The organism is Streptomyces sp. NPDC047880, from assembly GCF_040706515.1.
Classification (GTDB): domain Bacteria; phylum Actinomycetota; class Actinomycetes; order Streptomycetales; family Streptomycetaceae; genus Streptomyces.
This window is the reverse complement of the sequence record NZ_JBEZOK010000019.1, coordinates 1-22,085: the sequence shown is the minus strand read 5'-3', so window position 1 is coordinate 22,085 and position 22,085 is coordinate 1. Positions and strand designations below refer to the sequence as shown.

Annotated in this window: 19 protein-coding genes; 10 read left to right on the top strand and 9 right to left on the bottom strand. The window is 71.8% G+C overall.

Going from position 1 to position 22,085, the window contains the following annotated elements; translation table 11 throughout:
* Positions 1–13: 13 nt before the first annotated feature.
* From AB0937_RS25770 to AB0937_RS25735, 8 genes are all read right to left on the bottom strand, one after another.
* Entirely contained in the window at positions 14–949 is a 936-nt protein-coding gene (locus AB0937_RS25770; RefSeq protein ID WP_366714556.1) for a PDR/VanB family oxidoreductase, read from the bottom strand.
* Positions 946–1,125, bottom strand: coding sequence for a hypothetical protein (locus tag AB0937_RS25765; RefSeq protein WP_366714555.1), 180 nt, complete (start codon positions 1,123–1,125; stop codon positions 946–948). Before AB0937_RS25765 ends, AB0937_RS25770 begins: the two co-directional genes overlap by 4 nt.
* Positions 1,122–2,192, bottom strand: coding sequence for an aromatic ring-hydroxylating dioxygenase subunit alpha (locus AB0937_RS25760; protein ID WP_366714554.1), 1,071 nt, complete (start codon positions 2,190–2,192; stop codon positions 1,122–1,124). The genes AB0937_RS25765 and AB0937_RS25760 overlap by 4 nt, the downstream gene beginning before the upstream one ends.
* A 106-nt stretch (positions 2,193–2,298) precedes the next feature.
* Positions 2,299–3,117 carry a hypothetical protein gene (locus tag AB0937_RS25755; protein WP_366714553.1) on the bottom strand — a complete coding sequence of 273 codons (819 nt, stop codon included), beginning with the start codon at positions 3,115–3,117 and terminating at the stop codon, positions 2,299–2,301.
* A gap of 1 nt (position 3,118) precedes the next feature.
* Positions 3,119–5,491: a hypothetical protein gene (locus AB0937_RS25750; protein WP_366714552.1), complete on the bottom strand. Its 2,373-nt coding sequence runs from the start codon at positions 5,489–5,491 to the stop codon at positions 3,119–3,121.
* On the bottom strand, positions 5,488–7,125 hold the full coding sequence (locus tag AB0937_RS25745) for a GH3 auxin-responsive promoter family protein (RefSeq protein WP_366714551.1): 1,638 nt from the start codon (positions 7,123–7,125) through the stop codon (positions 5,488–5,490). Before AB0937_RS25745 ends, AB0937_RS25750 begins: the two co-directional genes overlap by 4 nt.
* A 1-nt stretch (position 7,126) precedes the next feature.
* Positions 7,127–7,855, bottom strand: a complete 729-nt coding sequence (locus tag AB0937_RS25740; protein WP_366714550.1) for a DUF6182 family protein — start codon at positions 7,853–7,855, stop codon at positions 7,127–7,129.
* Complete coding sequence (locus AB0937_RS25735) at positions 7,852–8,955, bottom strand: hypothetical protein (RefSeq protein ID WP_366714549.1); 1,104 nt, start codon at positions 8,953–8,955, stop codon at positions 7,852–7,854. The genes AB0937_RS25740 and AB0937_RS25735 overlap by 4 nt, the downstream gene beginning before the upstream one ends.
* Positions 8,956–9,257: 302 nt before the next feature.
* On the opposite strand from AB0937_RS25735, the gene AB0937_RS25730 reads away from it, so the two are divergent.
* The 9 genes from AB0937_RS25730 (at position 9,258) to AB0937_RS25690 (ending at position 19,516) form a co-directional block, all read left to right on the top strand.
* Positions 9,258–10,841 (top strand): MBL fold metallo-hydrolase, encoded by a 1,584-nt coding sequence (locus tag AB0937_RS25730; protein WP_366714548.1) that lies wholly within the window; start codon positions 9,258–9,260, stop codon positions 10,839–10,841.
* Positions 10,842–10,843: 2 nt separating this feature from the next.
* Positions 10,844–12,151 (top strand): PLP-dependent aminotransferase family protein, encoded by a 1,308-nt coding sequence (locus tag AB0937_RS25725; protein ID WP_366714547.1) that lies wholly within the window; start codon positions 10,844–10,846, stop codon positions 12,149–12,151.
* 189 nt (positions 12,152–12,340) lie between these two features.
* Complete coding sequence (gene dpgA, locus AB0937_RS25720; protein ID WP_366714706.1) at positions 12,341–13,405, top strand: 3,5-dihydroxyphenylacetyl-CoA synthase DpgA; 1,065 nt, start codon at positions 12,341–12,343, stop codon at positions 13,403–13,405.
* A 23-nt stretch (positions 13,406–13,428) separates the two neighbouring features.
* On the top strand, positions 13,429–14,127 hold the full coding sequence (gene dpgB, locus AB0937_RS25715; protein WP_366714546.1) for an enoyl-CoA-hydratase DpgB: 699 nt from the start codon (positions 13,429–13,431) through the stop codon (positions 14,125–14,127).
* On the top strand, positions 14,124–15,479 hold the full coding sequence (gene dpgC, locus AB0937_RS25710; RefSeq protein WP_366714545.1) for a (3,5-dihydroxyphenyl)acetyl-CoA 1,2-dioxygenase DpgC: 1,356 nt from the start codon (positions 14,124–14,126) through the stop codon (positions 15,477–15,479). The genes dpgB and dpgC overlap by 4 nt, the downstream gene beginning before the upstream one ends.
* Complete coding sequence (gene dpgD / locus AB0937_RS25705; RefSeq protein WP_366714544.1) at positions 15,476–16,282, top strand: enoyl-CoA-hydratase DpgD; 807 nt, start codon at positions 15,476–15,478, stop codon at positions 16,280–16,282. Before dpgC ends, dpgD begins: the two co-directional genes overlap by 4 nt.
* 352 nt (positions 16,283–16,634) lie before the next feature.
* Entirely contained in the window at positions 16,635–17,438 is an 804-nt protein-coding gene (locus AB0937_RS25700) for an alpha/beta fold hydrolase (RefSeq protein ID WP_366714543.1), read from the top strand.
* Positions 17,439–17,623: 185 nt separating this feature from the next.
* Positions 17,624–18,577 carry a hypothetical protein gene (locus AB0937_RS25695; protein WP_366714542.1) on the top strand — a complete coding sequence of 318 codons (954 nt, stop codon included), beginning with the start codon at positions 17,624–17,626 and terminating at the stop codon, positions 18,575–18,577.
* 276 nt (positions 18,578–18,853) lie between these two features.
* Complete coding sequence (locus AB0937_RS25690; protein WP_366714541.1) at positions 18,854–19,516, top strand: hypothetical protein; 663 nt, start codon at positions 18,854–18,856, stop codon at positions 19,514–19,516.
* Between the two features lie 102 nt (positions 19,517–19,618).
* Here AB0937_RS25690 and AB0937_RS25685 read toward each other — a convergent pair whose 3' ends face one another.
* Entirely contained in the window at positions 19,619–20,536 is a 918-nt protein-coding gene (locus AB0937_RS25685; protein WP_366714540.1) for a transcriptional regulator, read from the bottom strand.
* A 1,007-nt stretch (positions 20,537–21,543) separates the two neighbouring features.
* Between AB0937_RS25685 and AB0937_RS25680 the strand changes: the two genes are divergently transcribed.
* The coding region (locus tag AB0937_RS25680; protein WP_366714539.1) for a condensation domain-containing protein at positions 21,544–22,085 on the top strand (542 nt) is incomplete at its 3' end.

The following is a 22,085-nucleotide window of genomic DNA, read 5'->3' as shown; positions in this document are numbered from 1 at the left end:
CGGGCGGGCCGGTTCACAGATCCAGGACGAGCCGCTTCCCAAGGCAGCGGGACACACAGATCATCATGGTCTCGCCCGCCGCCCGCTCGTCGTCCGTCAGCACCGAGTCGCGGTGGTCCGGCTCGCCGCCGAGGACGTCCGTCTCACACGTGCCGCAGGTGCCCTCGGTGCAGGAGTACAGCACTTCGACCCCGGCCGCGCGTACGGCGTCGAGCACGGACACGTCCGGCGCGACGGTGATCCTCGTGCCGCTCCGCGCGAGTTCCACCTCGAACGCGGTGGCGGCGCCGGTCTCCTGCTCCTTCGGCTGGAACCGCTCGACGCGCAACGCCCCCGACGGACACCGGGCCTCGACCGCGTCCAGCAGCGGCCCCGGACCGCAGCAGTAGACGAGAGTGCCCTCGGGCACGTCGTCCAGCACGGACGGAAGGTCCAGCAGACCCGACTCGTCCTCGGGAGCGATCGTCACCCGGTCCCCGTAACGTGCCAGTTCCTCCGCGAAAGCCATGGACCCGCGGCTGCGCCCGCCGTACAGCAGCGTCCAGTCGGCGCCCGCCGCCTCGGCCGCCGCCAGCATCGGCAGGATCGGTGTGATGCCGATGCCGCCCGCGACGAAGCGGTACCGGGGGGCGGGTTCCAGACGGAAGTTGTTGCGGGGCCCGCGCACCCGTACCTTGGCGCCCTCGCCCACCTGCTCGTGCAGATGGGCCGAGCCGCCCCGCCCGGCGCTCTCGCGGAGCACCGCGATCCGCCAGGTAGACCGGTCCGCCGGATCCCCGCACAGCGAGTACTGCCGCTCCAGACCGGGCGCCGGCACGACGTCGACGTGGGCGCCCGGCTCCCACGCCGGAAGCGGCTCACCCAGCGGATGGCGCAGGGTGAGGGCGAGCACCCCGTCGGCGGCGAACTCCCTCTTCTCGACGACGAGTCCGGTCTCGTAGATCTTCATGAACTGGTTCCTCGTGGCTCGTCGACCAAGTGCCCCTGCGGGTGGGCCAGCATCCACTCCCACATCTCGACCGGGTCCTGCGCGGTGTGCTCGCGGCCGCAGTGGCACGTGCCGTGCAGGGTGTCGGTGCCGGGCAGCCAGGCGATGCGGTAGATCTCGCCGGTCGGAGCGGTCACCGGATCTTCTCCTCGGGCTTGGCACCCTGCTCCACCAGCCGGGCGAGGATGCGGCGGGCGGCCAGACCACCGGTGTCGATGTTGATGCTCAGCTCCTGGTAGCCGGTGCGTTCGGTGCCGAGCGTCTTCTGCAGCAGGTTGAGCGCGGTGACGTCCTGCATCACGACCGTGTGGTTGTTGCCCCGCAGGAACTCGGTGACCTCGGCGTCGTCGGCCGCCCAGTCGCGGGAGACGGCCCAGAAGTCGTACACCGTGCCGTCACCCGAGGGCGTGATGGCGTACGTGATCTCGGTGTGGAAGCCGTTCGGGTCGCTGCCGTCCGCCTCGGGCAGCACCCCGGCCGGGGCGATCCGGCTGTGCAGCAGATACAGGCAGGGCGCGTGGTACTCGATGTCCTGCCAGCGGGTGATCCGGCCCTCGATGCCGGTGGACTTGGCGTAGAACGGCGGGCACGCGGCGTCGTCCATGTGCCGGCTGACCCGGACGATCCCGGCGCCCTCGTCGACCTCGGTGGTGATCGGCGTCTCGGCGACCTCGGGGGTGCCGATGTAACCGCCGTGCAGATACGTCTCGTGGGACAGGTCGAGGAGGTTGTCGACGAGCAGGCCGTAGTCGCAGTCGATGGGCTCCATGCCGCGCACGGTGACCCAGCCGGGGGCGTCCAGGTGGCGGGCCCGGGGGACGGACCACGGGTCGGCCAGCGCCGGGTCACCGATCCACACCCAGATCAGCGAGTCCTGCTCGACGACCGGGTAGGAGGCGACCCGGGCGGTGCGCGGCACCCGCTTCTGCCCCGGCACGTACACGCACGTGCCGGTCGTGTCGTAGGTGAACCCGTGGTAGCCGCACACGATCCGGTCCCCGTCCAGCCGCGTCGGCGCCTCCGACAGCGGGTAACGGCGGTGCACACAGCGGTCGTGCAGGACGACCGGCGTGCCGTCCGCCTCCGTCCGGTAGAGCACGAGCGTCTCACCGAGGATCGTCCGGCCGAGCAACTCCCGCCCCACCTCGTGGCTGTAGGCGGCGACGTACCACTGGTTCCTGGCGAACGCGGTCATGTGAGGCATGGGCGCCGGCTCCCGTCTCTCTGTCGTGGCGACCATCGTCGGGAAGCGCTTCACGGGGGCGCAACACCACTTCCGCCCGGTGGAAGGACCGGTGCGACACGCCTGTTCAGCGCCGTTCCTCGCCCCCGCGCGTCCCGGCGTGTGCCGCGGTGGAGCCCACCGCCTCGCGGACCGCCTCGGTCACCTCGGCCGCGGTGCGGCCGCGGCAGTCGACACGGTGGACGGCGACCTCCGGCCGGGTGCGCGCCAGCCAGGCCAGGGCGGTCTCGTAGTGCTGCCGGACCAGCGACAGCAGGTCCGCCGTCTCGTGCAACTCGCCCCCGCCGCGCCGGACCCTGGTCCGTGCCAGGGCGTCCTCGACGGGCAGGTCGAGCAGCACCACCGCGTGGGGCAGTGACACGCCGCACGACCGGCTGAAGTGGTCGAGGACGTCCTGCGGCGGCCCCGTCGCCCGGCGGAGGAGATCGGTGCCCAGCGGCCTCGGGTCGGCGCTTCCGGTACGGGCCACGAGCCAGTCGCGCACCGCCCCGGCGGCCCGGGGCTCCTGTCCGCGCCAGAAGGCCTCGACGTCGGCGTCGGGAGCCTCCGCACGGTCGGCCCGGACGAACATCGGCAGGTACGCCAGCGGATCGATCAGCGGATGCCGGTCGGAGACGAGGATCCGGCCCTCCCGCGCCGCCCGCCGCTCCGTCGGGCCGTACAGACACAGCTGCAGGTACAGCACGGCCAGCTTCAGCTGTACCCGGCCCAGGGCGTCCGCCGCGGCCGACGCCCCGGCCAGCGCCCTCGACAGCGCGGCGTACGGACTGCCCGGGTCGTCATGGGCCCGGATGGCGTGCACGACCGCGATGTCGCCGCGCTCGCGCATCCGGCGCAGCACCGTGGTCTTGCCCGTGCCGTCGATCCCCACGACAGCGGCCCGCACCTCAGTCCTCCTTCCGGGCCTCTTCGAGCTCCCACAGCCGGAACGAGGTCTGCGCGAGGCGCGGCAGGAAGCCGAACTCGCGCTGGCTGTGCCCGGCGAGGTACAGCGCCAGCCGGGTCGTCATGAACGTGCGCAGCGCCAGCCGGTAGCCGTGGCGCCAGTCGCATCCGGCCACCAGCGCGGCCGCCTCCGGCGACACCGCGGCCACGGCTTCCGCGTGCACGGCGAGCGCGTGCTCGACATCGTCCGCCGTGGCGTCGGGACCCAGGGTGGACGCGAGCAGCTCCACGACGTCCCGCTGCGGCACGTCGACCGTGGCGAGTTCCCAGTCGTACACCACGACCCGCTCTCCCCGCACCGCGATGTTGCGCGGATTGAGGTCGTTGTGCACCAGCGTCCGGGGCAGGGCGTGCACCGAGGGCGCCCACTGGCCGGCCTCCTCCACCAGACCCGTGAGCACATCCGTCCGGGCGGGGCCCAGCAGGTCGGGCTGCTCCTGCGCGGCGTGCCGGACCAGCGCCCCCCACAGCTCGTGCGCCTTGGCCACGTCCGCCGGCTCCGGCACCCGCTGCAGCCAGCCCTCGGCGAGCAGTTCCTCGTCCCGGCCGAGCCAGTGGCCGTGGACCCGCCCGACGCCGCGCAGCACGCCGTCGATCCGGTCACGCGTCCACGGCCGGCCGTCGTCGGACAACCGCTCCATGAGGACGACGTACGCCTCCCGCTCGTCGTCCTCCAGGATCCCGAAGCAGCGCGGGAGAATCTCCGTCAGAGCGCTCTCCGGGCGCCGGTACACGGCCAGTTCACGGCGGTGCGCGTCACCGAACCCGGTGACCGCGCCCCAGCGCTCCCACGCCGCGGCCGGTTCCGGGCCGCACAGGGACAGCACCATCGCGATCCCGGCGACGATCTCCTCGCCCCGGGGTTTGACCTTGGCGACCAGGTCGGCCGCGGTGGGGGACCCGTCGCCGGAGGTCCACTCGACCCGCAGCGGGTGCAGCCCGCTCAGTCTGCGCCGTTCGGCGAGCGCCCCGAGTTCGCCGGCGATCCCGTCCCCGCGCAGGGGCGGCGACGGCTCCACCCGGGAGACGTGCAGGCCGGGGTCGTCAAGAGCGCGCGTCAGCATCGGCTGCAGCAGGGCCGCGTCGAGATCACCTTCCCGCAGCCAGTCCACCCGCCGGGCCCGCCCCAGCCGCTGGTGCGCCTGGGCGAACTGGCCGCTGACCAGCGCCGCCATCGTCGACAGGTCCAGGGCCAGCGCGAACCCGGCGACGATCTCCGCGAACCGGCGGCCGCCGCCCTCGCCCGCGCAGCCGAGCAGGGCGAGCAGTTCCCGCTGGTGCGGCAGCCCGGTGCCCCCGCCGACCGTGCCCACGACCAGGTTGGGCAGCAGGATCGTGGCGACCAGGTCGTCGCCGTCCTGCTCCATCGAGAAGATCGACACCCCCGACTCGTGGACACAGGCCACGTCCTGGCCCGTGGCGACGAACAGGGCCGCGACGATGTTCGCCGCGTTGACGCCGTGCCCCGGCATTCCGATCTGCTGGGCACCCAGAACCGTGGAGACGTGGTTCTTCACCATGGCCTCGGGCGTGGTCTTGAGCACCGAGGCCACCGTGTCGCGGCTCAGGCGGCACTCGGCGGTCACCCGGGTGCCGCGGCCGGCCAGCATGGAGCCGACGGTCGCCTTCTTGTCCCCGCTGAGATTGCCCTCCAGCAGCAGGTTCCTGGGCCTGAGCCCTTCCTCGGCGGCGAGCGCGTCGGTCAGCCAGCGGCAGATCTGCCAGGTCGCCGCCGTCGTCATGTTCTGCCCGGCCGCGTCGGCGGTCTCGAAGACGAACCGCACATGCAGGTACCGGCCGATCTGGTGCGGCTCGACGTCCACCAGACGGGTGTGCCGGGACACCAGCCCGACCTGTGCCTCCAGCGCGGGCCGCCGCTCCCGTAACCACTCGGTGAGACGGTGGGCGGCGGCGATGTCGGCGCACTCGAGCACGGGCGCCCGCGTCATCCGCTGCGACAGCACTCTCGTCGACACCCCGCCGGACGCGGTCACGGCCCGGGCGCCCCGGGACGCCGACGCGACCAGGGCGCCCTCGGTGGTCGCCAGCGGCGCCACCACCTCCCCGCGCGCCGCGTCCCCGACGAACAGCAGCGGCCCCGCCAGGCCCACCGGCACCTCGACCGAACCGATGAAGTTCTCCACGTTGCCGACCAGGTTGTACGCGTCCAGGCCGGTCCGCTCCAGCGACGTGAGCGCGGCGCCGCTGTGCCCGCGCAGCCACTCCAGCCGCTGTCTGCGGGCGTCCTCGGTGTACTGTCCCCGGCCGGGGACCACGTCGGCCGCCCCCTGCCCCGCTGCCCGCTCCCGCGTCACGCCGCCACCTCCTGCGCGGTGGCGACGATCCTCGCCCACCTCTCCTCGTCGGGCATGAAGACGCGGTCCTTGATGCGGGGCGGGCGCTGCCCGGAGCGGGCCGCGCGCTCCCACTCCCGCAGGAACGCGTCCGGGTGGACGGTGATCACCTCGACCGGTCCGATCGCCCCGGACCCGCGGCCGGCGGCGTAGCCGGGACACTCCCGCGACAACCGCCGGTCGAGCGCGGCGGCCAGTCCGGGCACCGCGGGCCCCGCGAAGGCGACGGCGACCTGGTGGCGCGGGCCGGCCCCCTCGCCCTCGGGGCACAGGCGGAACGTCGCGTTGCGCAGCTCCGCGCCGGTGTCGTCGCACGCGGCCCTCAGGGCGCGCAGCGCGACGGCCTCGGTCAGCCGCTCCCCGGCCGCGGACCGGACGACGTCCCGCCCGGCGTACTCGATGCGCGGGGTACGGCCCACATGGCCGACCACGGTGACCACGTCCGTGACGGCGCACCGGTACAGCCCTCCGACGTGGCTGAGCACCAGGTGGTAGTCGCGTCCCTCCTCCACCTCGGTGGCCGACAGCGTCTCACTGCCGGCGGTGACCGGCCGCTCGGCGGGTGCGAACTCGTAGACGCAGCCCGGCAGATACAGCGGGGCCCCGTGGGGATGCCCGTCGACGGGTACGGCCGCCGGTCCCTCGCAGGACGCGATCGGCGCCGGGAACAGCCGCACACCCGGCCCGTACGTCTCCCGCACCCGGGGGAGGTAGGACCGCGCGAGGCCGCTGTTCCACACGAACACGGCGGCCAGGTGCGGCCACAGGTGGTAGGGGTGGACCGTGCCGAACGTCTTCGCGTACTCCTCGATCTGCTCCGCGCGCTCCGGGTTCGGCGTCGAGTGCCGGTGACCGCCGAGGGTGCCGGCCCGGATGTCGTCCACCAACCGAGGCCACATCTGGCGCAGTTGGTACGGCAGCCCGGCCACCATCGCGGGATTGACGCCGATCACCACCCGGATGTCCTGCTCGGCGGCCAGGCGCAGTTTGTAGTAGCTGCGCTCCCATGGGTCGTCGCCGGCCAGCGCCTCGGGGATGCGGCTCCACTCGGCGTTGTTGCCGAGGCCCACGGCGGAGTCCTCGCCGAACTTGCGGTAGTCGACCTGACTGGCGCCGATGTGCGGCCGGCCCTGCGGGGTGCGGGTGATCGGCGAGGTGGGGTCCTGCCAGAGGTTCAGCACACCACCGGGTGCGGCCGGTGCCTGCGGCAGCGCCCGCAGCAGCGGCGCGAAACTCGCGTGGTAGAAGGGCAGGAACGTCTGCCGCATGTAGGTGCGGGTGATGGGGATGTGCTTCTCGCGGCCCGTGCTCCCGCTGGACGAGAAGTAGACGACCGGGTCGTCGGTGGTCAGCACCTTCGGCTCGCCGGCCATGGCGCGTTCGATCCACGGCATCATCGCCTCGTGGGTGCGGATCGGCACGGCCCGGCGCAGCTCGTCCAGGGTGCGGACCGAGGCCAGCGCGTGCTCGCGCCCGAACGACGTGTCCGCGTTCCGCTCCAGCATGTCCCGGAGCAGGTCGTGTTGCACTTCCTCGGGGCGCTCCAGGCACTCCAGGAACCGTCGGTGCTCCGCGAGCACCCGTTCGGCCTGCACGTCAGTTGTCTCCTTCGCTGCGGTCCGACGTCAGCACGCCGAACAGGGCCAGTCGGTCGGGGGCGGAGCCGCTGCCGGCGATCCGGGTCTGGACCGAACCGGCACGGGCGGGGTCGAGGGCGTCGTGGAACTCCGCCGGGTCGAGGAACCGCCGGTGGCCGACCCGCAGGGTGTCACCGGGGCCGACCAGTCCGCGCAGCACGGCCTCCGCGATCAGATGGTGCACATGGACGAGGTAGGCGCTGGTGCTGACGCCGCCGACCGCGACCGATGCCTGTGCGGTGTGGCCGGAGGGCGGTCCCGGCACGGTCACGGTCAGGGGCCCGGCCGGCACCTCGACCGGCCGGGGGCCCTCGAAGGAGCGCAGCAGCCGGGACAGCGGCAGCATCGCCCCGCGTGCGGCCGGGCCGTACCACGCGAGGTTCCCGTCCGCAGTGACGAGCCGGTGCGGGTGCCGGCCCGCCACGGCGGCCGGCCGGCCCGCCAGGAACACCGTTCTGGTGAAGGTCCGGTACCAGCCTTCCCGCAGGTCGGCCGGGATGCCCACGGCGAACTGCGCGGCGCCCCGGACGAACGCCGCGACGTCGAGGTCCGCCACGACCACGGCCACCCCCAGCCCCCGGGGAACCGGTCCGGCGCCCAGCCCCGCACGGACCGCCGCCACCCGGGACAGCGCCGCGGCCCTCAGGGCCGCCACGCCCGCCGGTGCCCCGGCCGGTAACCCGCTCACGTGTAGATCCTCAGCAGCCGCGGGTCCGCCGGCAGCGGGCCGAGCAATGACGTCGTCAGCCGGTAGGGGTCGACGAAACCGTTCGGGTCCCGGGACCGGGAGAGCGCCTCCGGCGGCACGCGCCCGTCGACGTCGGCCGGGGTGCGCGTGAGCAGCCGGGCGGCGCGTCCCACGCACCGGCGCAGCACCGGCATGCGGAACGGCTGCGCGGAGCGGCGCGGCAGCACCCCCGCGAAGTACAGCCGCATCCCCAGCCGGTAGGCGGCCCGGTCCGCCGAGCCGGAGACCGCCGACAGGTCGGAGAGGGTGTGGCCGCGCCAACCGCCGTAGCGGCTGGAACGCACCGCCCCGGCGACGGGCACCCTGCTGAACGGGAGCCGTACCGAGCGGCCGCCGAACGCGGTCAGCACCCGGTCGAGCAGCAGGTAGTCGGCGGCCAGACCGTCGTCGAAGACCAGCAGGAACACCCGGCCCGGGCCGATCGCCGGGATCAGCTCGCGCAGGATGGGCAGCAGGTAGTTGGGATGCCCGTCGCTCCCGACCAGCTGCCGCAGCGGCAGGCCCCAGCGCGTGCCGTCCAGGTGGACGGGACCGCCGAAGCGGCGGTGGTCGACCAACAGCCCCCGCCCCGCCAGCGCTTCGAGTATCGGGTCCGCCGCCGCGGCCAGCGGACGGTCCTCCCCGAGGCCGAGATCGCCGACACCCAGCAGCTCCAGCTCGGCGCGCCACGCATCCAGCACCCGCCGGCCGGCCGGGTGGATCCACCCGGCCGCGTCGACCCGCTCCAGGTAGGCGCCCACACCCCGGGGATCGCTCCTCCCGCCCTCGGTGTGGAAGCGGACGTAACGCTCACCGATCGCGGCCGCCGACTCGCGGCTCCAGTCCGTGTCCGGCTCGACCCGGTCCAAGTACTGCCAGAACGCCGTCGACTGGGTCGTCAGCGTCGCCATGCGGTCGTTCCACAGCAGCCGCACCCGGCCGGCCAGCGCGCTCGCCTTGACCAGGATGTCCGTCCACAGCAGGCCTTTGACATGCGTGGGCGTGAGCGGCTTGGTCGGCGTGATCGTCACCGGAGCCACCACGAGTTCGTCGAGGACCACGTGATCGACCCTTTCTGCACAAGGAATTCCGCGGCAATTCACGGGGCGGCGACGGAAGAGTGCACGAAGAATGAGGCAACCGTAACAATGGCCCACGGGTGTTCAACTGCCGCTGGTACACGGTTGAACAGCCGGAGCTTTTCTGCCCGAATTGCAGAGGGCTTTCCGGACGTTCAACTGCGGCGAGGAGGCAGTTGAACGCAACGCCGTGAAATCTGTTGGACATTGATCGGCCAGCCCCGTCACGCCTAGCTTGAGGCCGCACCCCCGCCTGTTCAAAAGCTCCAAGAGATGGGAAACCCATGGCTGATCAGCAGCTGTTCCTGCGCTCGAAAGTGATCGTCGAACCGCTGATCGACAGATTCTTCGCGTGGCCCTACACCACGGCACCGGTGCAGTCGGCGATGAACCTCGCATTCCTCCAGGTACCGCTGCTCGAGTCCTACCTGCAGTCCCCCCAGGTTCACGTGGCGGCCAGCAACAACCCCGACCTCCGCGGCGGCTACTTCATCAACATCCCCGAGGAGCGCGCCGACGAGGTACGCGATCTGCTCGCCGCGATCAAGCGGGACCGCGCGCACATCCTGCGCTTCGCCGACGCGATCGTCGCCGGCCAGGAACTGCTGCGTGCCAACGCCACCGGCTTCGACCTCACCCCGCTGTACCCGAAGCTGCCGCCGGAGCTCGGCGGCCTGATCGAGCTCGCCTACGACACCGACAACCAGGCGCAGCTGCGCTTCATGGAGCCGGTCGTCTACAAGAGCGACATCTACCAGGAGTCGCGGCAGTCGGTGCAGTTGTCCTTCGAGACCGGCATCGAGCGCCCCTTCGTCCTCAGCACCCCGCGCCTGCCCTCCCCGGACGTCCTGGAGATCGACATCCCCTTCCGCCACGAGGGCCTCGCGGAGCTGTTCCGCACCCGCGTGCGGCCCACCACCCTCGGTCACCTGCGCGAGGCCCTCGGCCTCGACGACACCCGGGCCGGACAGCTGTCGCACATGCTCAGCGAAGAGCCCTCCCTCGCCGAGGACCGCCACATCGAGTCCGGCGGCCGCATCCGCTACTTCGGCCACGCCTGTCTGGTGATGCAGACCCCGCAGGCGGCCATCGTCACGGACCCCTTCATCAGCGCCGACAGCACGGCCGGCGACCGCTACACCCTCGACGACCTGCCCGACTTCATCGACCTCGTGCTCATCACCCACGGGCACCAGGACCACATCGTGCTGGAGACCCTGCTGCAACTGCGCGGCCGCGTCGGCGCGATCGTCGTGCCCCGGTCCTCCCGCGGCAACCTGGCCGACCCGAACATGGCGCTGATGCTGAAGAGCCAAGGCTTCCCGGTGATCGAGGTCGACGACTTCGACGAGATCGAGTTCCCCGGCGGCAAGGTCACCGCCACACCCTTCCTCGGGGAGCACTGCGACCTCGACATCCGCGCCAAGTCCACCTACTGGGTGCGGCTCGCCGACAGGAACGTCTTCGCCGGCGCCGACTCCTCCGGCATCGAGCCCTCCCTCTACCGCTACATCAAGCAGGAACTGGGCACCGCCGACTACGCCTTCCTCGGCATGGAGTGCGACGGCGCCCCCCTCACCTGGCTCTACCAGGCCCTGCTCACCATCCCGATCACCAAGAAGATGAGCAACTCCCGCAAACTGTCCGGCTCCAACGCCGAGCAGGCCGCCGCGATCATGACCGAACTGGGCGCCAAGGAGGCGTACGTGTACGCCATGGGCGAGGAGCCCTGGCTCGGCCACGTCATGGCCACGACGTACACCCCCGACACGTACCAGATCAAGCAGATCGAGGAGTTCATGACCTGGTGCGCCGACCGCGGCATCAAGGCCGGCCACCTCTACGGCCAGCAGGAATGGCGCTGGTAGACATGGCACCCGCCACCCTGCGGAGAGCCGAGCTGCACGCCAGCGTCGGCGACCCGGTCCTCGACACGATGAACTTCCTGAACGAGATCACCCACCGCTACCCCAGGGCGGTCTCGTTCGCACCGGGCCGCCCGTACGACGGCTTCTTCGACGTCGAGGAGATCTTCCGGCACATCCGCCGCTACCTCGACCACCTGGTGGAACGCGGCGCCTCCCCGGCGCAGATCCGCGACGCGCTCTTCCAGTACGGGCCGACCGGCGGGCAGATCCGCGAACTCGTCACACGGTCACTGCGCGAGGACGAGGACATCGACGTGCCGCCCGAGGCCGTGGTGGTGACCGTGGGCTGCCAGGAGGCCATCTTCCTCACCCTGCGCGCCCTGCTGGCGGGACCGCGGGACACCCTGCTGGTCTCCAGCCCGTGCTACGTCGGCATCACCGGGGCCGCCCGGCTGCTCGGCGTCGAACCGACCCCGGTGGCGGAGGGCCCGGACGGCTTCCGCGGCGCAGACCTGGAGGCAGCGGTCGCCGCCGAGAAGGCGCGCGGCCGCCGCCCCCGCGCCTTCTACGTCGTCCCCGACCACTCCAACCCGTCCGGATCCACGATGCCGTTGCCGGAGCGGCACGCCCTGCTCGACCTGGCGCGGCGCGAGGACTTCCTGATCCTGGAGGACAGCCCCTACCGGCTGGTCAGCCCCGGCCGGCAACTGCCCACCCTGAAGTCCCTCGACCACGACCGCCGGGTCGTCCACCTCGGCTCGTACTCCAAGACCCTCTTCCCCGGCGCCCGGGTCGGCTTCGCCGTCGCCGACCAGGTCGTCGTGGACGAGGACGGCGGGCAGGGACTGCTGGCCGACGAACTCATCAAGATCAAAAGCATGGTCACGGTCAACACCTCGCCCCTGAGCCAGGCCGCAGTGGCGGGCATGCTCCTCGCCGCCGAGGGACGCACCTCGGAACTCAACACCGAGACCTCGGCGTACTACGGGGAGGCGATGCGGGCCATCCTGAAACGGCTCGACGCATGCTTCCCCGAGCCCGAACGCAGCGCACTCGGCGTTCGCTGGAACGAGCCGGACGGCGGATTCTTCCTCACCCTGGAGGTCCCCTTCCCCGCCGACAACGCCGCCCTGGTGCGCTCGGCGGAGGACCACGGCGTGATCTGGACGCCCATGTCCTACTTCTATCCCCAGGGCGGCGGCGAGCACAGCCTGCGCCTGTCGGTCAGCTACCTGACCCAGGCCGACATCACCGAAGGCACAGCCCGGCTGGCCCGGTTCATCACGGCCGAAGCGGCCCGGGCCCGCTGAAGCACCGCCGTTCCCTCCCGTCACTCACAGAAAGCGAAGTCCCGTGTCGACAGCACGACGTCTCATTCGCAGCAAGCCACGCATGTGGGGGTGGACCTTCCGATGACCGCCGACGCAGATCTCCACAGCACCGCCCTCCTCGACACCCCCGTCACCACACCGTCCAAAGGCCTCGGCAGCCCACGGATCATGGGGGTCGGCACCGCCGTCACCGACCACTCGTACTCCCAGCGGGAAGTCCTCGACCTCTTCGGCATCACCGACCCCAAGGTCCGCTCGGTCTTCCTCAACAGCGCCATCGAACGCCGTCACCTCACCCTCCCGCCCCGGGACCCCGACGGCGCCGTTTTCACCGAGGCCCAGGGCGAACTCCTCGCGAAGCACAAGCGGACCGCCCTCGACATGGGCGCCCGAGCCGTACGCGCCTGCCTGGAGAACACCGGCCTCGACCTCGCCGACATCGACTACCTCTGCTGCACCACCACCACCGGATTCCTCACCCCCGGCCTCAGCGCCCACCTCATCAAGGACATGGGCCTCCTGCCCCGCACCAGCCGGGTCGACGTTGTCGGCATGGGCTGCAACGCAGGCCTCAACGCCCTCAACGCCACCGCCGGCTGGGTCACGGCCAACCCCGGCAAGGTCGCCGTGATGCTCTGCGCGGAAGCCTGCTCCGCCGCCTACGTCATCGACGGCAGCATGCGCACCGCCGTCGTCAACAGCCTCTTCGGGGACGGCGCCGCCGCCGTCGCACTCACCGCGGACCCACCCGACGCCGCCTACGGCCCGGCCGGCACCCCACCGGCACAGGACGGCCCCCGCATCCTCGCCTTCGCCAGCCACCTGATCACCGACGCCATCGAAGCGATGCGCTACGACTGGGACGACGACCAGAACAAGTTCAGCTTCTACCTCGACCCGCTCGTCCCCTACGTCGTCGGCGCCAACGCCGAGCAGATCGTCGACCGGCTGCTCACGAGCGCCGGCCTGCGCCGGCGCGACATCGCCCACTGGCTCGTGCACTCCGGCGGCAAGAAGGTGATCGACGCCGTACGCGTCAACCTCGGGCTCACCCGCCACGACGTACGGCACACCACCGGCGTCCTGCGCGACTACGGCAACCTCTCCAGCGGGTCCTTCCTGTTCTCCTACGAGCGACTGCTCCGGGAGGGAGCCGCCCACGCCGGCGACTACGGCGTGCTGATGACGATGGGCCCCGGCTCGACCATCGAGACCGCGCTGGTGCAGTGGTGACCACGGAACAGGTGAGAGAAGCGATGAAGAGCAACCCGACCGCCGCGGCACACCCCGCGTCCGAGGAGATACCCCTGCGGATCGACGGGCGGCAGCCCCTGTCCGCCGACACCGTCGCCGCCGTCACCGCGGTCTGCGAGGCCGCCGAGGACCTCGACGGCCTCGCCAGCGTCGTCGTACGCGTCTCCGGAGCCCCGAGCGGGCCCCTGCCGGGCGACCTGACCGTCTCCCTCGTCAGCAAGTGGGAGCGCGTCCTGCGCCGCCTGGAACGACTGCCCGCCACCACGGTCGCCGTCGCCGACAGCGACTGCGGAGGCCCCGCCCTGGACGTGCTGCTGGCCACCGACCACCGCATCGCCACCACCACGGTGCGCCTGGTCGTGCCCGTCGAGGGCGGCGGGACCTGGCCGGGCATGGCCCTGTACCGGCTCGCCGGACACGGCCCCCACGCGGCCCCCATCCGCCACGCCGTCCTCTACGGCACCCCCGTCGGCGCCGCCGACGCCCTGGCCCTGCACCTGGTCGACGAGCTGACCGACGACGTGCCCGAGGCCCTCCGGCTCGCCGCGGAACGCGCACGCGCCGTCTCGGGCACCGAGCTGGCCATCCGCCGCCAACTGCTGCACGAAGCGGCCGGCACCAGCTTCGAAGAGGCGCTCGGAGCCCACCTGGCGGCCTGTGACCGCGTCCTGCGCCGCGCCACGACAGGAGCCGAAGCATGACCGCCACCGCGGAGCCCACCGCACCGCACACCGGCCCGGACGACGTCCGCGCACCCCTGCCCCGGGCCAGACAGACCCTGGAACAGGCGGCACGCCACTGCCAGACCCTGCTGGACGGCCTCCCCCCGCACGGCGAACGCTCCGTGCGGCAACAAACCCTCGCCGCCACGGCCGCCGACACCGTCCGCAACCTGCGCGCCGCGTTCCTGGACACCCACACCGACGCGGTCTACGACGAACTCACCGACCTGCGCACCCGCCCCCTGCGCATCGACGAACTGGCCAGGGCCGCCGCGACCGCCTTCCCCGGCCTCGTCCCCACCGACGACCAGCTCGCCACCGAACGCGGCCGGCCACAGGCCCGCAAAGAGGGCCACGAGATAGACCAGGGCATCTTCTTCAGCCGGATACTGCGCTCACCCCTGGCCGGCGCCCATCTGCTCGACGCGATGCTCCGGCCGACCCCGCGCGCCACCGCGCTGCTGCCCGAGTTCACCCGCACCGGCCGCGCCGACCTGGGATCCGTCCACCTGGAACGCACCGGCGCCGTGGCCCGGCTGACCATGTGCCGCGACGACGCCCTCAACGCCGAGGACAACGCCCAGGTCGACGACATGGAGACAGCGGTCGACCTCGCCCTGCTCGACCCGGCCGTCGAGGTCGGACTCCTGCGCGGCGGCGAGATGACCCACCCCCGCTACCGCGGACGGCGGGTCTTCAGCGCGGGCATCAACCTCAAAGCCCTGCACAGCGGAGACATCTCCCTCGTCGACTTCCTGCTCCGCCGCGAACTCGGCTACATCCACAAGCTGCTGCGCGGCATCCGCACCGACGAACCGGGCTGGCGGCCGGGGAGCACCGACAAACCCTGGGTCGCCGTCGTCGACTCCTTCGCGATCGGCGGCGGGGCCCAGCTGCTGCTCGTCTTCGACCACGTCATCGCGGCCGCCGACGCCTACGTCAGCCTCCCCGCCGCACAGGAGGGCATCGTCCCCGGCGCCGCCAACTTCCGGCTGACCCGCTCCGCGGGGCCACGCCTGTCACGGCAGGTGATCCTCGAAGGAAGACGGATCTTCGCCACCGAACCCGAGGCCCGCTTCCTCGTCGACGAGGTCCACGACCGGACCGACCTCGACCTCGCGGTGGAACGCAGTGTGGAACGCCTACGCGGCAGCGCGGTCCTCGCCAACCGGCGGATGCTCAACCTCGCGGAGGAGTCACCGGACGACTTCCGCCGCTACATGGCCGAGTTCGCACTGCAACAGGCACTCCGCCTCTACAGCTCCGACGTGATCGACAAGGTCGGCCGCTTCACCACGGCCTCGGCACCCGCAGCCGGGCGCACACCGTGATCGGCGGCGGGGACTCGGGCGTACGGTACGAGAAGGACGGCCAGATCGCCCGGGTCACCCTCGACCGGCCCGAGGTGCTCAACGCGATGAACCAGCGCATGCACCGCGAACTCGCGCTCGTCTGGGACGACATCGAGGCCGACGACGACATCCGGGCCGCGGTGCTGACCGGCGCCGGCGATCGCGCGTTCACCGTCGGCCAGGACCTGCGCGAGCGGGCCCGGCTCGACCGGGAGGGTACCCCGCCGACCAGCTTCGGCAGTCGCGGCCAGCCAGGCTCACCCCGGCTGACCGACCGGTTCGACCTGACCAAGCCCGTGATCGCCCGCGTCAACGGCTACGCTCTCGGCGGCGGCTTCGAACTCGCCCTGGCCTGCGACCTCGTCGTCTCCGCCGACCACGCCGTGTTCGCGCTGCCCGAGGCCACGCTCGGACTGGTCCCCGGCGCGGGCGGCGCCTTCCGCCTGGCCCGGCAGATGCCCCTGAAACAGGCCATGGGCTACCTGCTCACCGGACGCCGCATGAGTGCCGCAGAGGCGCTGCGCTTCGGCCTCGTCAACGAGGTCGTCCCGCTGCACGGCCTGGACGCCGCCGTGGACACCTGGACGGACGCCCTGCGGCGCAGCGCCCCGCTCTCCGTACGGGCCCTCAAGGAAGCGGTGCAGCGGTCCCTGCACCTGCCGCTGGAAGAGGCCTTCACGGCGACCTACCCGTGGGAGGAGAAACGACGCCGCAGCCATGACGCCGTCGAGGGCCCGCGGGCCTTCGCCGAGAAACGCGCTCCCGTCTGGCGCGGCGCCTGACCCCCTCATCGGCACCCGGTGCCGCCGGCCCACACCGCACACACCCCGGCACTCGCGCCGGGCCCGGCCCCACCGCGCCGGAAGGGACGGTGCGGCCCGGACGGTCGTTCAACCGCGCGGACGCAGCGGTTGAACGACCGCGTGGGCCCCGTCCCGGCCCACCCGGCAACGCTTGATCGCCGCCGAGTTGCGATGCCATCGTGAGCCGTGACGGAGCCCGCGCGCTCCACCGAGCACGACACCCGGCCCGCGAGCCGGGACCGACGGGGGCCGACGGCGGGGCGGCCACCCGGACCTCTCCGTGGTGACCGCACGGAGAGCGCCTGTTGCCCCCTACGAGAACGGGCTCGACATGCCATTCGTGAACACCAACGGTGTGAGGCTCTCCTACCAGCGCTCCGGCAGCGGCACGCCGGTCCTGCTGATCATGGGCTCGTCCGCGTCGGGCCGGGTATGGACGATGCACCAGACGCCGGCGCTGAACCGCGCCGGCTACGAGACCGTCACCTTCGACAACCGGGGCATCGCACCGTCGGACGCCCCCGCGGGCGACTACCGCCTCGCCGACATGGTGGCCGACACGCGCGGCCTGATCGAGCAGCTGGGACTGGGCCCCTGCCACATCGTGGGAACGTCCCTCGGCTCCATGATCGCCCAGGAACTCGCCCTCGCCGCACCCGAACTGGTGCGCTCCGCGATCCTGATCGCCTCCCGGGCCCGCTCCGACGCCTTCCGGCGCGCCCAGAGCGCCGCCGACCGCGCGCTGCGGGAGAGCGGCGTACAACTGCCGGCCGGCTACGACGCCGTGAAGACGGTCACCGAGATGTTCTCCCCGACGACCCTCAACGACGACACCGCCGTCAGCCCCCTGCTCGAGCTCTTCGAACTCACCGGCGGCGGCCACTCGTCCGCCGGCCAGGCCGCCGCCGTCGACGGTCTCGGCGACCGGCGCGAGTCACTGCGCGGCATCACGGTGCCGTGCAGGGCCGTCGCCTTCAGCCACGACCTCGTCTGCCCGCCCCATCTGGTCGCCGAGGTGGCCGACGCGATCCCCGGCTGCGACCTCGTGGAGATCGCCGACTGCGGTCATCTCGGCTACCTGGAACGCCCCGACGAGGTCAACGCGGCCCTGATCGAGTTCCTCGACAAGTACTGACCACGCGGCACCGTCCACGCCCCACGGACACGACAGCCGCAGGCCGGCACCGTGCGCGCCGCACGCACGACCCCCGCGCACGCGGCCATGACGTGTACGCGGCCACGCCGCGCACCGAACGTCGGCTCTCGAAGTGGGGGGGGGCACCGCCCTCACCGGACCACCCCGCGCAGGAAGGAAGACCTATGGCAGGGCACGGCATCGCGTACGTCGAGTTGTACGCCAAGGACAAGCAGCGGACCGCCCAGTACCTCGTCTCGGCCCTGGGATTCGACTGCGTGGCGGACTCCGTCGCCCCCGGCCGCAGCTCCCTGCTGCTGAAGCAGGGCACCGCCTCCCTCGTCGTCACCTCCGGCCCCGCCACCTGGGGATTCCTGGACGCACACGGCGACGGCATCGCCGACATCGCACTGCACTGCACGGACGTCACCGCGACAGCGGAGCGGGCCCTGCGGGCCGGCGCCCGTGAGGTCGGCTCCGCACGCGGCAATCCGATCCTCGCGGGGGCCGGCGGCATGACCCACACCCTGCTGCCCGCCGGACACACCCGGCCGGGCCGGCCGGGCGGCCACCGCTGGGCGCGGCTCCCACAGAGCCCCCGCCGCGAGGTGTCCGCGGCCCCCGTCGCGCGACTCGACGGCGTGACGACCGGTGTCGGGGCGACGAACCTCCAGGAGTGCGTCCGCCTGTACGAGGAAGGGTTCGGGCTGATCCCGCGCAGGCCGCGAAGGGACTCCGCACCGGACCTGACGCCGCACGCGGTGGAACTCGCCGGACTCCAGGGCGGCATGACCCTCACCGTCGTGGCGTCGGAGCCGCACACCGACCTCCGCCACGGGGCGTCACCGCAGCCGACCCCCGCGCACCGCGCGGAGCAGCGACTCTCCTTCGGGGCGGACGACATCGCCCGCGCGGCCCGCGAACTCCTGCAAGCGGGAGTCGAGTTCCACCCTCCGGTACCGTCCGAGCAGCCCGCGGGACACCGCACGCGACCGCACCTCGTGGGCACCTCGGAACACTTGGGTGACACCCTGCTCATCGAACTGGCCGGGCACGGAGGCGGGCCCGGCGCTCTCGGCGGCGACGACCTCCAGGCCCTGTGCCAGGCGGTCGGCCGTCACAGGCTGGCCGCCCGGTGAGCCACGCGACGCACCCACCCTCCGCCAACCAACTTCCGCCTCTTGTGGGTACCGGCCCGAAGGGCCCCGCCCTGAGGCGTCCTCCCCCGGGATGACACACCCAGGGGAGGACACCCTCCGGCGGTCCCGGACGGGAGGACGTGGCGCCGCGAAGGACACGGGGTCGTCACCGCGGGGGACGCGGTCCGGCGGGTGAGGAACCTAGCCTCGAACCGTCAACGGGCCGCCCGGCCACGACGCCGGCGCGGTGACACGACCCGGAAGGACTGATGAGCAGTGGCAGACCACGGAGGGCCGGGGCGCAAGGGCGCCGACGGGCCGCCGACCGAGGCATCCGAGCTCCCCACTGCGGATGACCCGCGCGGTTCCGTCGTCGCGCTGCCAGGGCTCCGGCACTCCCGGGAACCGGGACCCGCCTCTCCGGTCGCCCAGGGCCGGCCACACCGGCCCGTGCCCCATCCGGAGGCCCCGGGACTGGACCAGCTCGTGTCACCCGGCGCCGTCTGCGTGGACGTCGGGGCCGGCTGCGCGCGGTGCACCGCGGCACTGAGGAGCCTCGCCGGCCCGGACGGGCAGGTGCACCGTCTCGTGCCGGGACGCCCGGGCGGCCCACGGGCGGCCACCCTGGACGATCTCTGCCGGAGGAAGGACCTGACACGGGTCGACTTCATCCGGATCCAGTTCGGCGAGGACGAACTGGGCGTCCTGCTCGGGGCGTTCGCGACACTGCTGCGCGACCGCCCCGCTCTGCTCCTGCGGTGGGGGCGCCGACGCCCCGACCGGCGGCGCACGGCCGACACCGTCCGCAGCCTCACCGTCTCCCTGTCGTACACGATGCACGGCTGGCAGGAAGGCACCTGGCGGCCGGTGACGGACGCCATGCCGGGTTGGGGCGGTTTCCTGTTCCGGCCACAGCCGGTCCCGGGCCGATTACCGTGACAGAGACAGCCGGATCACCCGGGTCCAGGCTCCTCACCGGTGCGAGCCGAGCATGTCCGCGGCCGTCGGTGGGTGCCCCTGCACCAGGTCGGGCGAACGTCCTCACCCGCTGGCGAGAAGCCCCGCCCGCAGACGCTCGTCCAGCTCCTGCGCGAAGCCGAGCCATGTCTTGGCGTACTCCCGGGCGAGACTCGCCACCGTCTCCCTGGAGTGGCCCGACAGGGAGGTGCTCAGCGCGGGCCATTCCTGCGTGGCGATCGCGTGCTGCTGGAGCAGCCGCAGCAGCCGCCGCCCTTCCTCCCTGTGACGCAGGGACGGGTCACGCGACAGCTTGTCGAGCACGACCCCCGGATCCTGCGCCACCAGACGCATCCGGCGGTGCGGCTTACGCCCGGCCGGCTGGGGAGGTACGGCGGTCCGGCCCGCGGCCGGGCCCTTGTCCGCCTGGCTCCTGGCCCCCGAGCGCTCCGGGGCGGGCGGTTCGCCGGAGGCGAGACGTCGTCGGACGTCGCTGACGGTGGCCGGTGAGACGCAGGCGAGCCGCGCCAGTTCACGCAGGGAGGCATCGGGACGCTCGGCCAGCAGCTCGGCGACCCGGTACCGCGCCTCGGCGCTGTTGAGCGGACGGACCTTGCCGTCCTGGCCGACGCGGGCCTTGAGTTGGGGTGTCTCGTCCATCCGGCGGCGGATGGTGGCCACGGCCTTGGCACCCAGCCCCGCCGCCTTGGCGATCGCGCGGTCGGACATGTGGGGCAGGGACGCGATGATCCGGGCGGCTGCCGCTTTGCGTTCGGCGGGGGAGAGCGGGAGGCCGTGAACCGAGTTCGCCTGCACGGCCCGGAGGTACGCCTCTTCGGTGGTTCCGTCGAAGAACTCGACCTCGATAGTCTTCTGGCCGTTCGAAAGTGCGGCCAGATAGCGGTGCATTCCGTCGATGACCCGCATCGTCGGTCGGTGCACCAGCACGGCGGGTAAGGGCCCTTCGATTTCGGCGAGCCGGGCGATGTGCTGGGCGTTCACGCCCTCGGTGCGAGGCGAGTCACCCGGCAGCAGTGACGCGGTGGGTACGGTCGTGATCCGGCTGCCCGAAGTCCTGGATCCGTGCTCCGGTCTTGATATGGCCCTTTCACTTCCGGATTGCGTCAAGATCAACCCCCAGATTAATCAGTATCTCGGAACTGCTGTTCGTGGGTCGTGCCGTGCATGGGCCGGGTCGTGCCACGTACTTTTACGAGAACTTGGAGCAACGGGGTGAGTGGGACCGGTGTCTATACGGCCGTTAACGGCCACTGGGTGGCCGACACGCGATCGTACGACGATTGCCAGACGCTGTTCGGCGTCCACCCTACATTCACATCTGTGCGGCGGCAGGCGAGTTTATTCGGAGTCGACAGTTCCGTATTCTGGGCATTACGAGGCGTGAGTGTGCGTGCATCCAGGGTGAAAACGGCGACGGGGTGAGCACTCCAAAGCTCGGATATCGTGTCAAAGCGGATGCTCCACCCATCTCCGGCGCGCACATCCCGCAAAGCCTGGAATCCCAAGAGGTGACGCCCCGACGGCAAGCGGGCAATGCCTCACAGGGGCCGGCCACGCCTGTTCAAGTGCGGTCGGGGAGCAGTTGAACGGTCAGCGAATTCGATCACCGGCATTGATCAGACATGCGGCCTGGACCATAGTGAACTGGCTCCGCCCACGGCCGCCCGTGGACACGTCTTGTAAGGGATGACGGATGGCCGACCCGTTCGACGACCCGACCGCCCCGTCTTCCGGTGCCGGTCGACGGCGAGGAACAATGCCGTCGGCGGGTCGCCGTCGCCCTGACCATCCGAATGCCGCCGCACGACCGGTGAACGGACCAGACTTTCCTGCTCGCATTCAGAACACCTGCTGTTCTTGACGAAAACGGCAGTTGAATATCAAGCCGCCGCTCATGCGGAGGTGCGAAGGCATGCCCCTCAGGTGGGACACCTTCGAATGGGGAACATGACCCCCGCCGCGGTCACGCGTAAACAGGAGGAATCCCGATGATCCCGTTGTCGTACGCGCAGCGCCGGCTGTGGTTCTTGACGCAGCTGGAAGGTCCGAGCGCGACGTACAACATTCCGATGGCCCTGCGGTTGTCGGGCCGACTGGACCGGGATGCCCTGGAAAGCGCGCTGCGGGATGTGCTGGAGCGCCATGAGGTACTGCGCACGGTGTTCGCGGAGACGGACGGCGAGCCGTATCAGCGGATCCTGCCGGTGGAGGAGGCCGGCTTCGCACTGACCGTCGCAGACGTGCGACCGGATGAACTGGACGGCGCGGTGGCGGAGGCAGTGCGCCACGTCTTCGAGCTGAGCACCGACATACCGCTTCGTGCCTGGCTGTTCAGGGTCGGTGCGGATGAGCATGTGCTGGTGCTGGTGGTGCATCACATCGCGGGTGATGGCTGGTCGATGGGGCCGTTGGCGCGGGATGTGTCGGTGGCGTATGGGGCGCGGTGTGAGGGGCGGGTGCCGGGGTGGGTGCCGTTGCCGGTGCAGTACGCGGATTACGTGTTGTGGCAGCAGGAGGTGTTCGGGTCCGA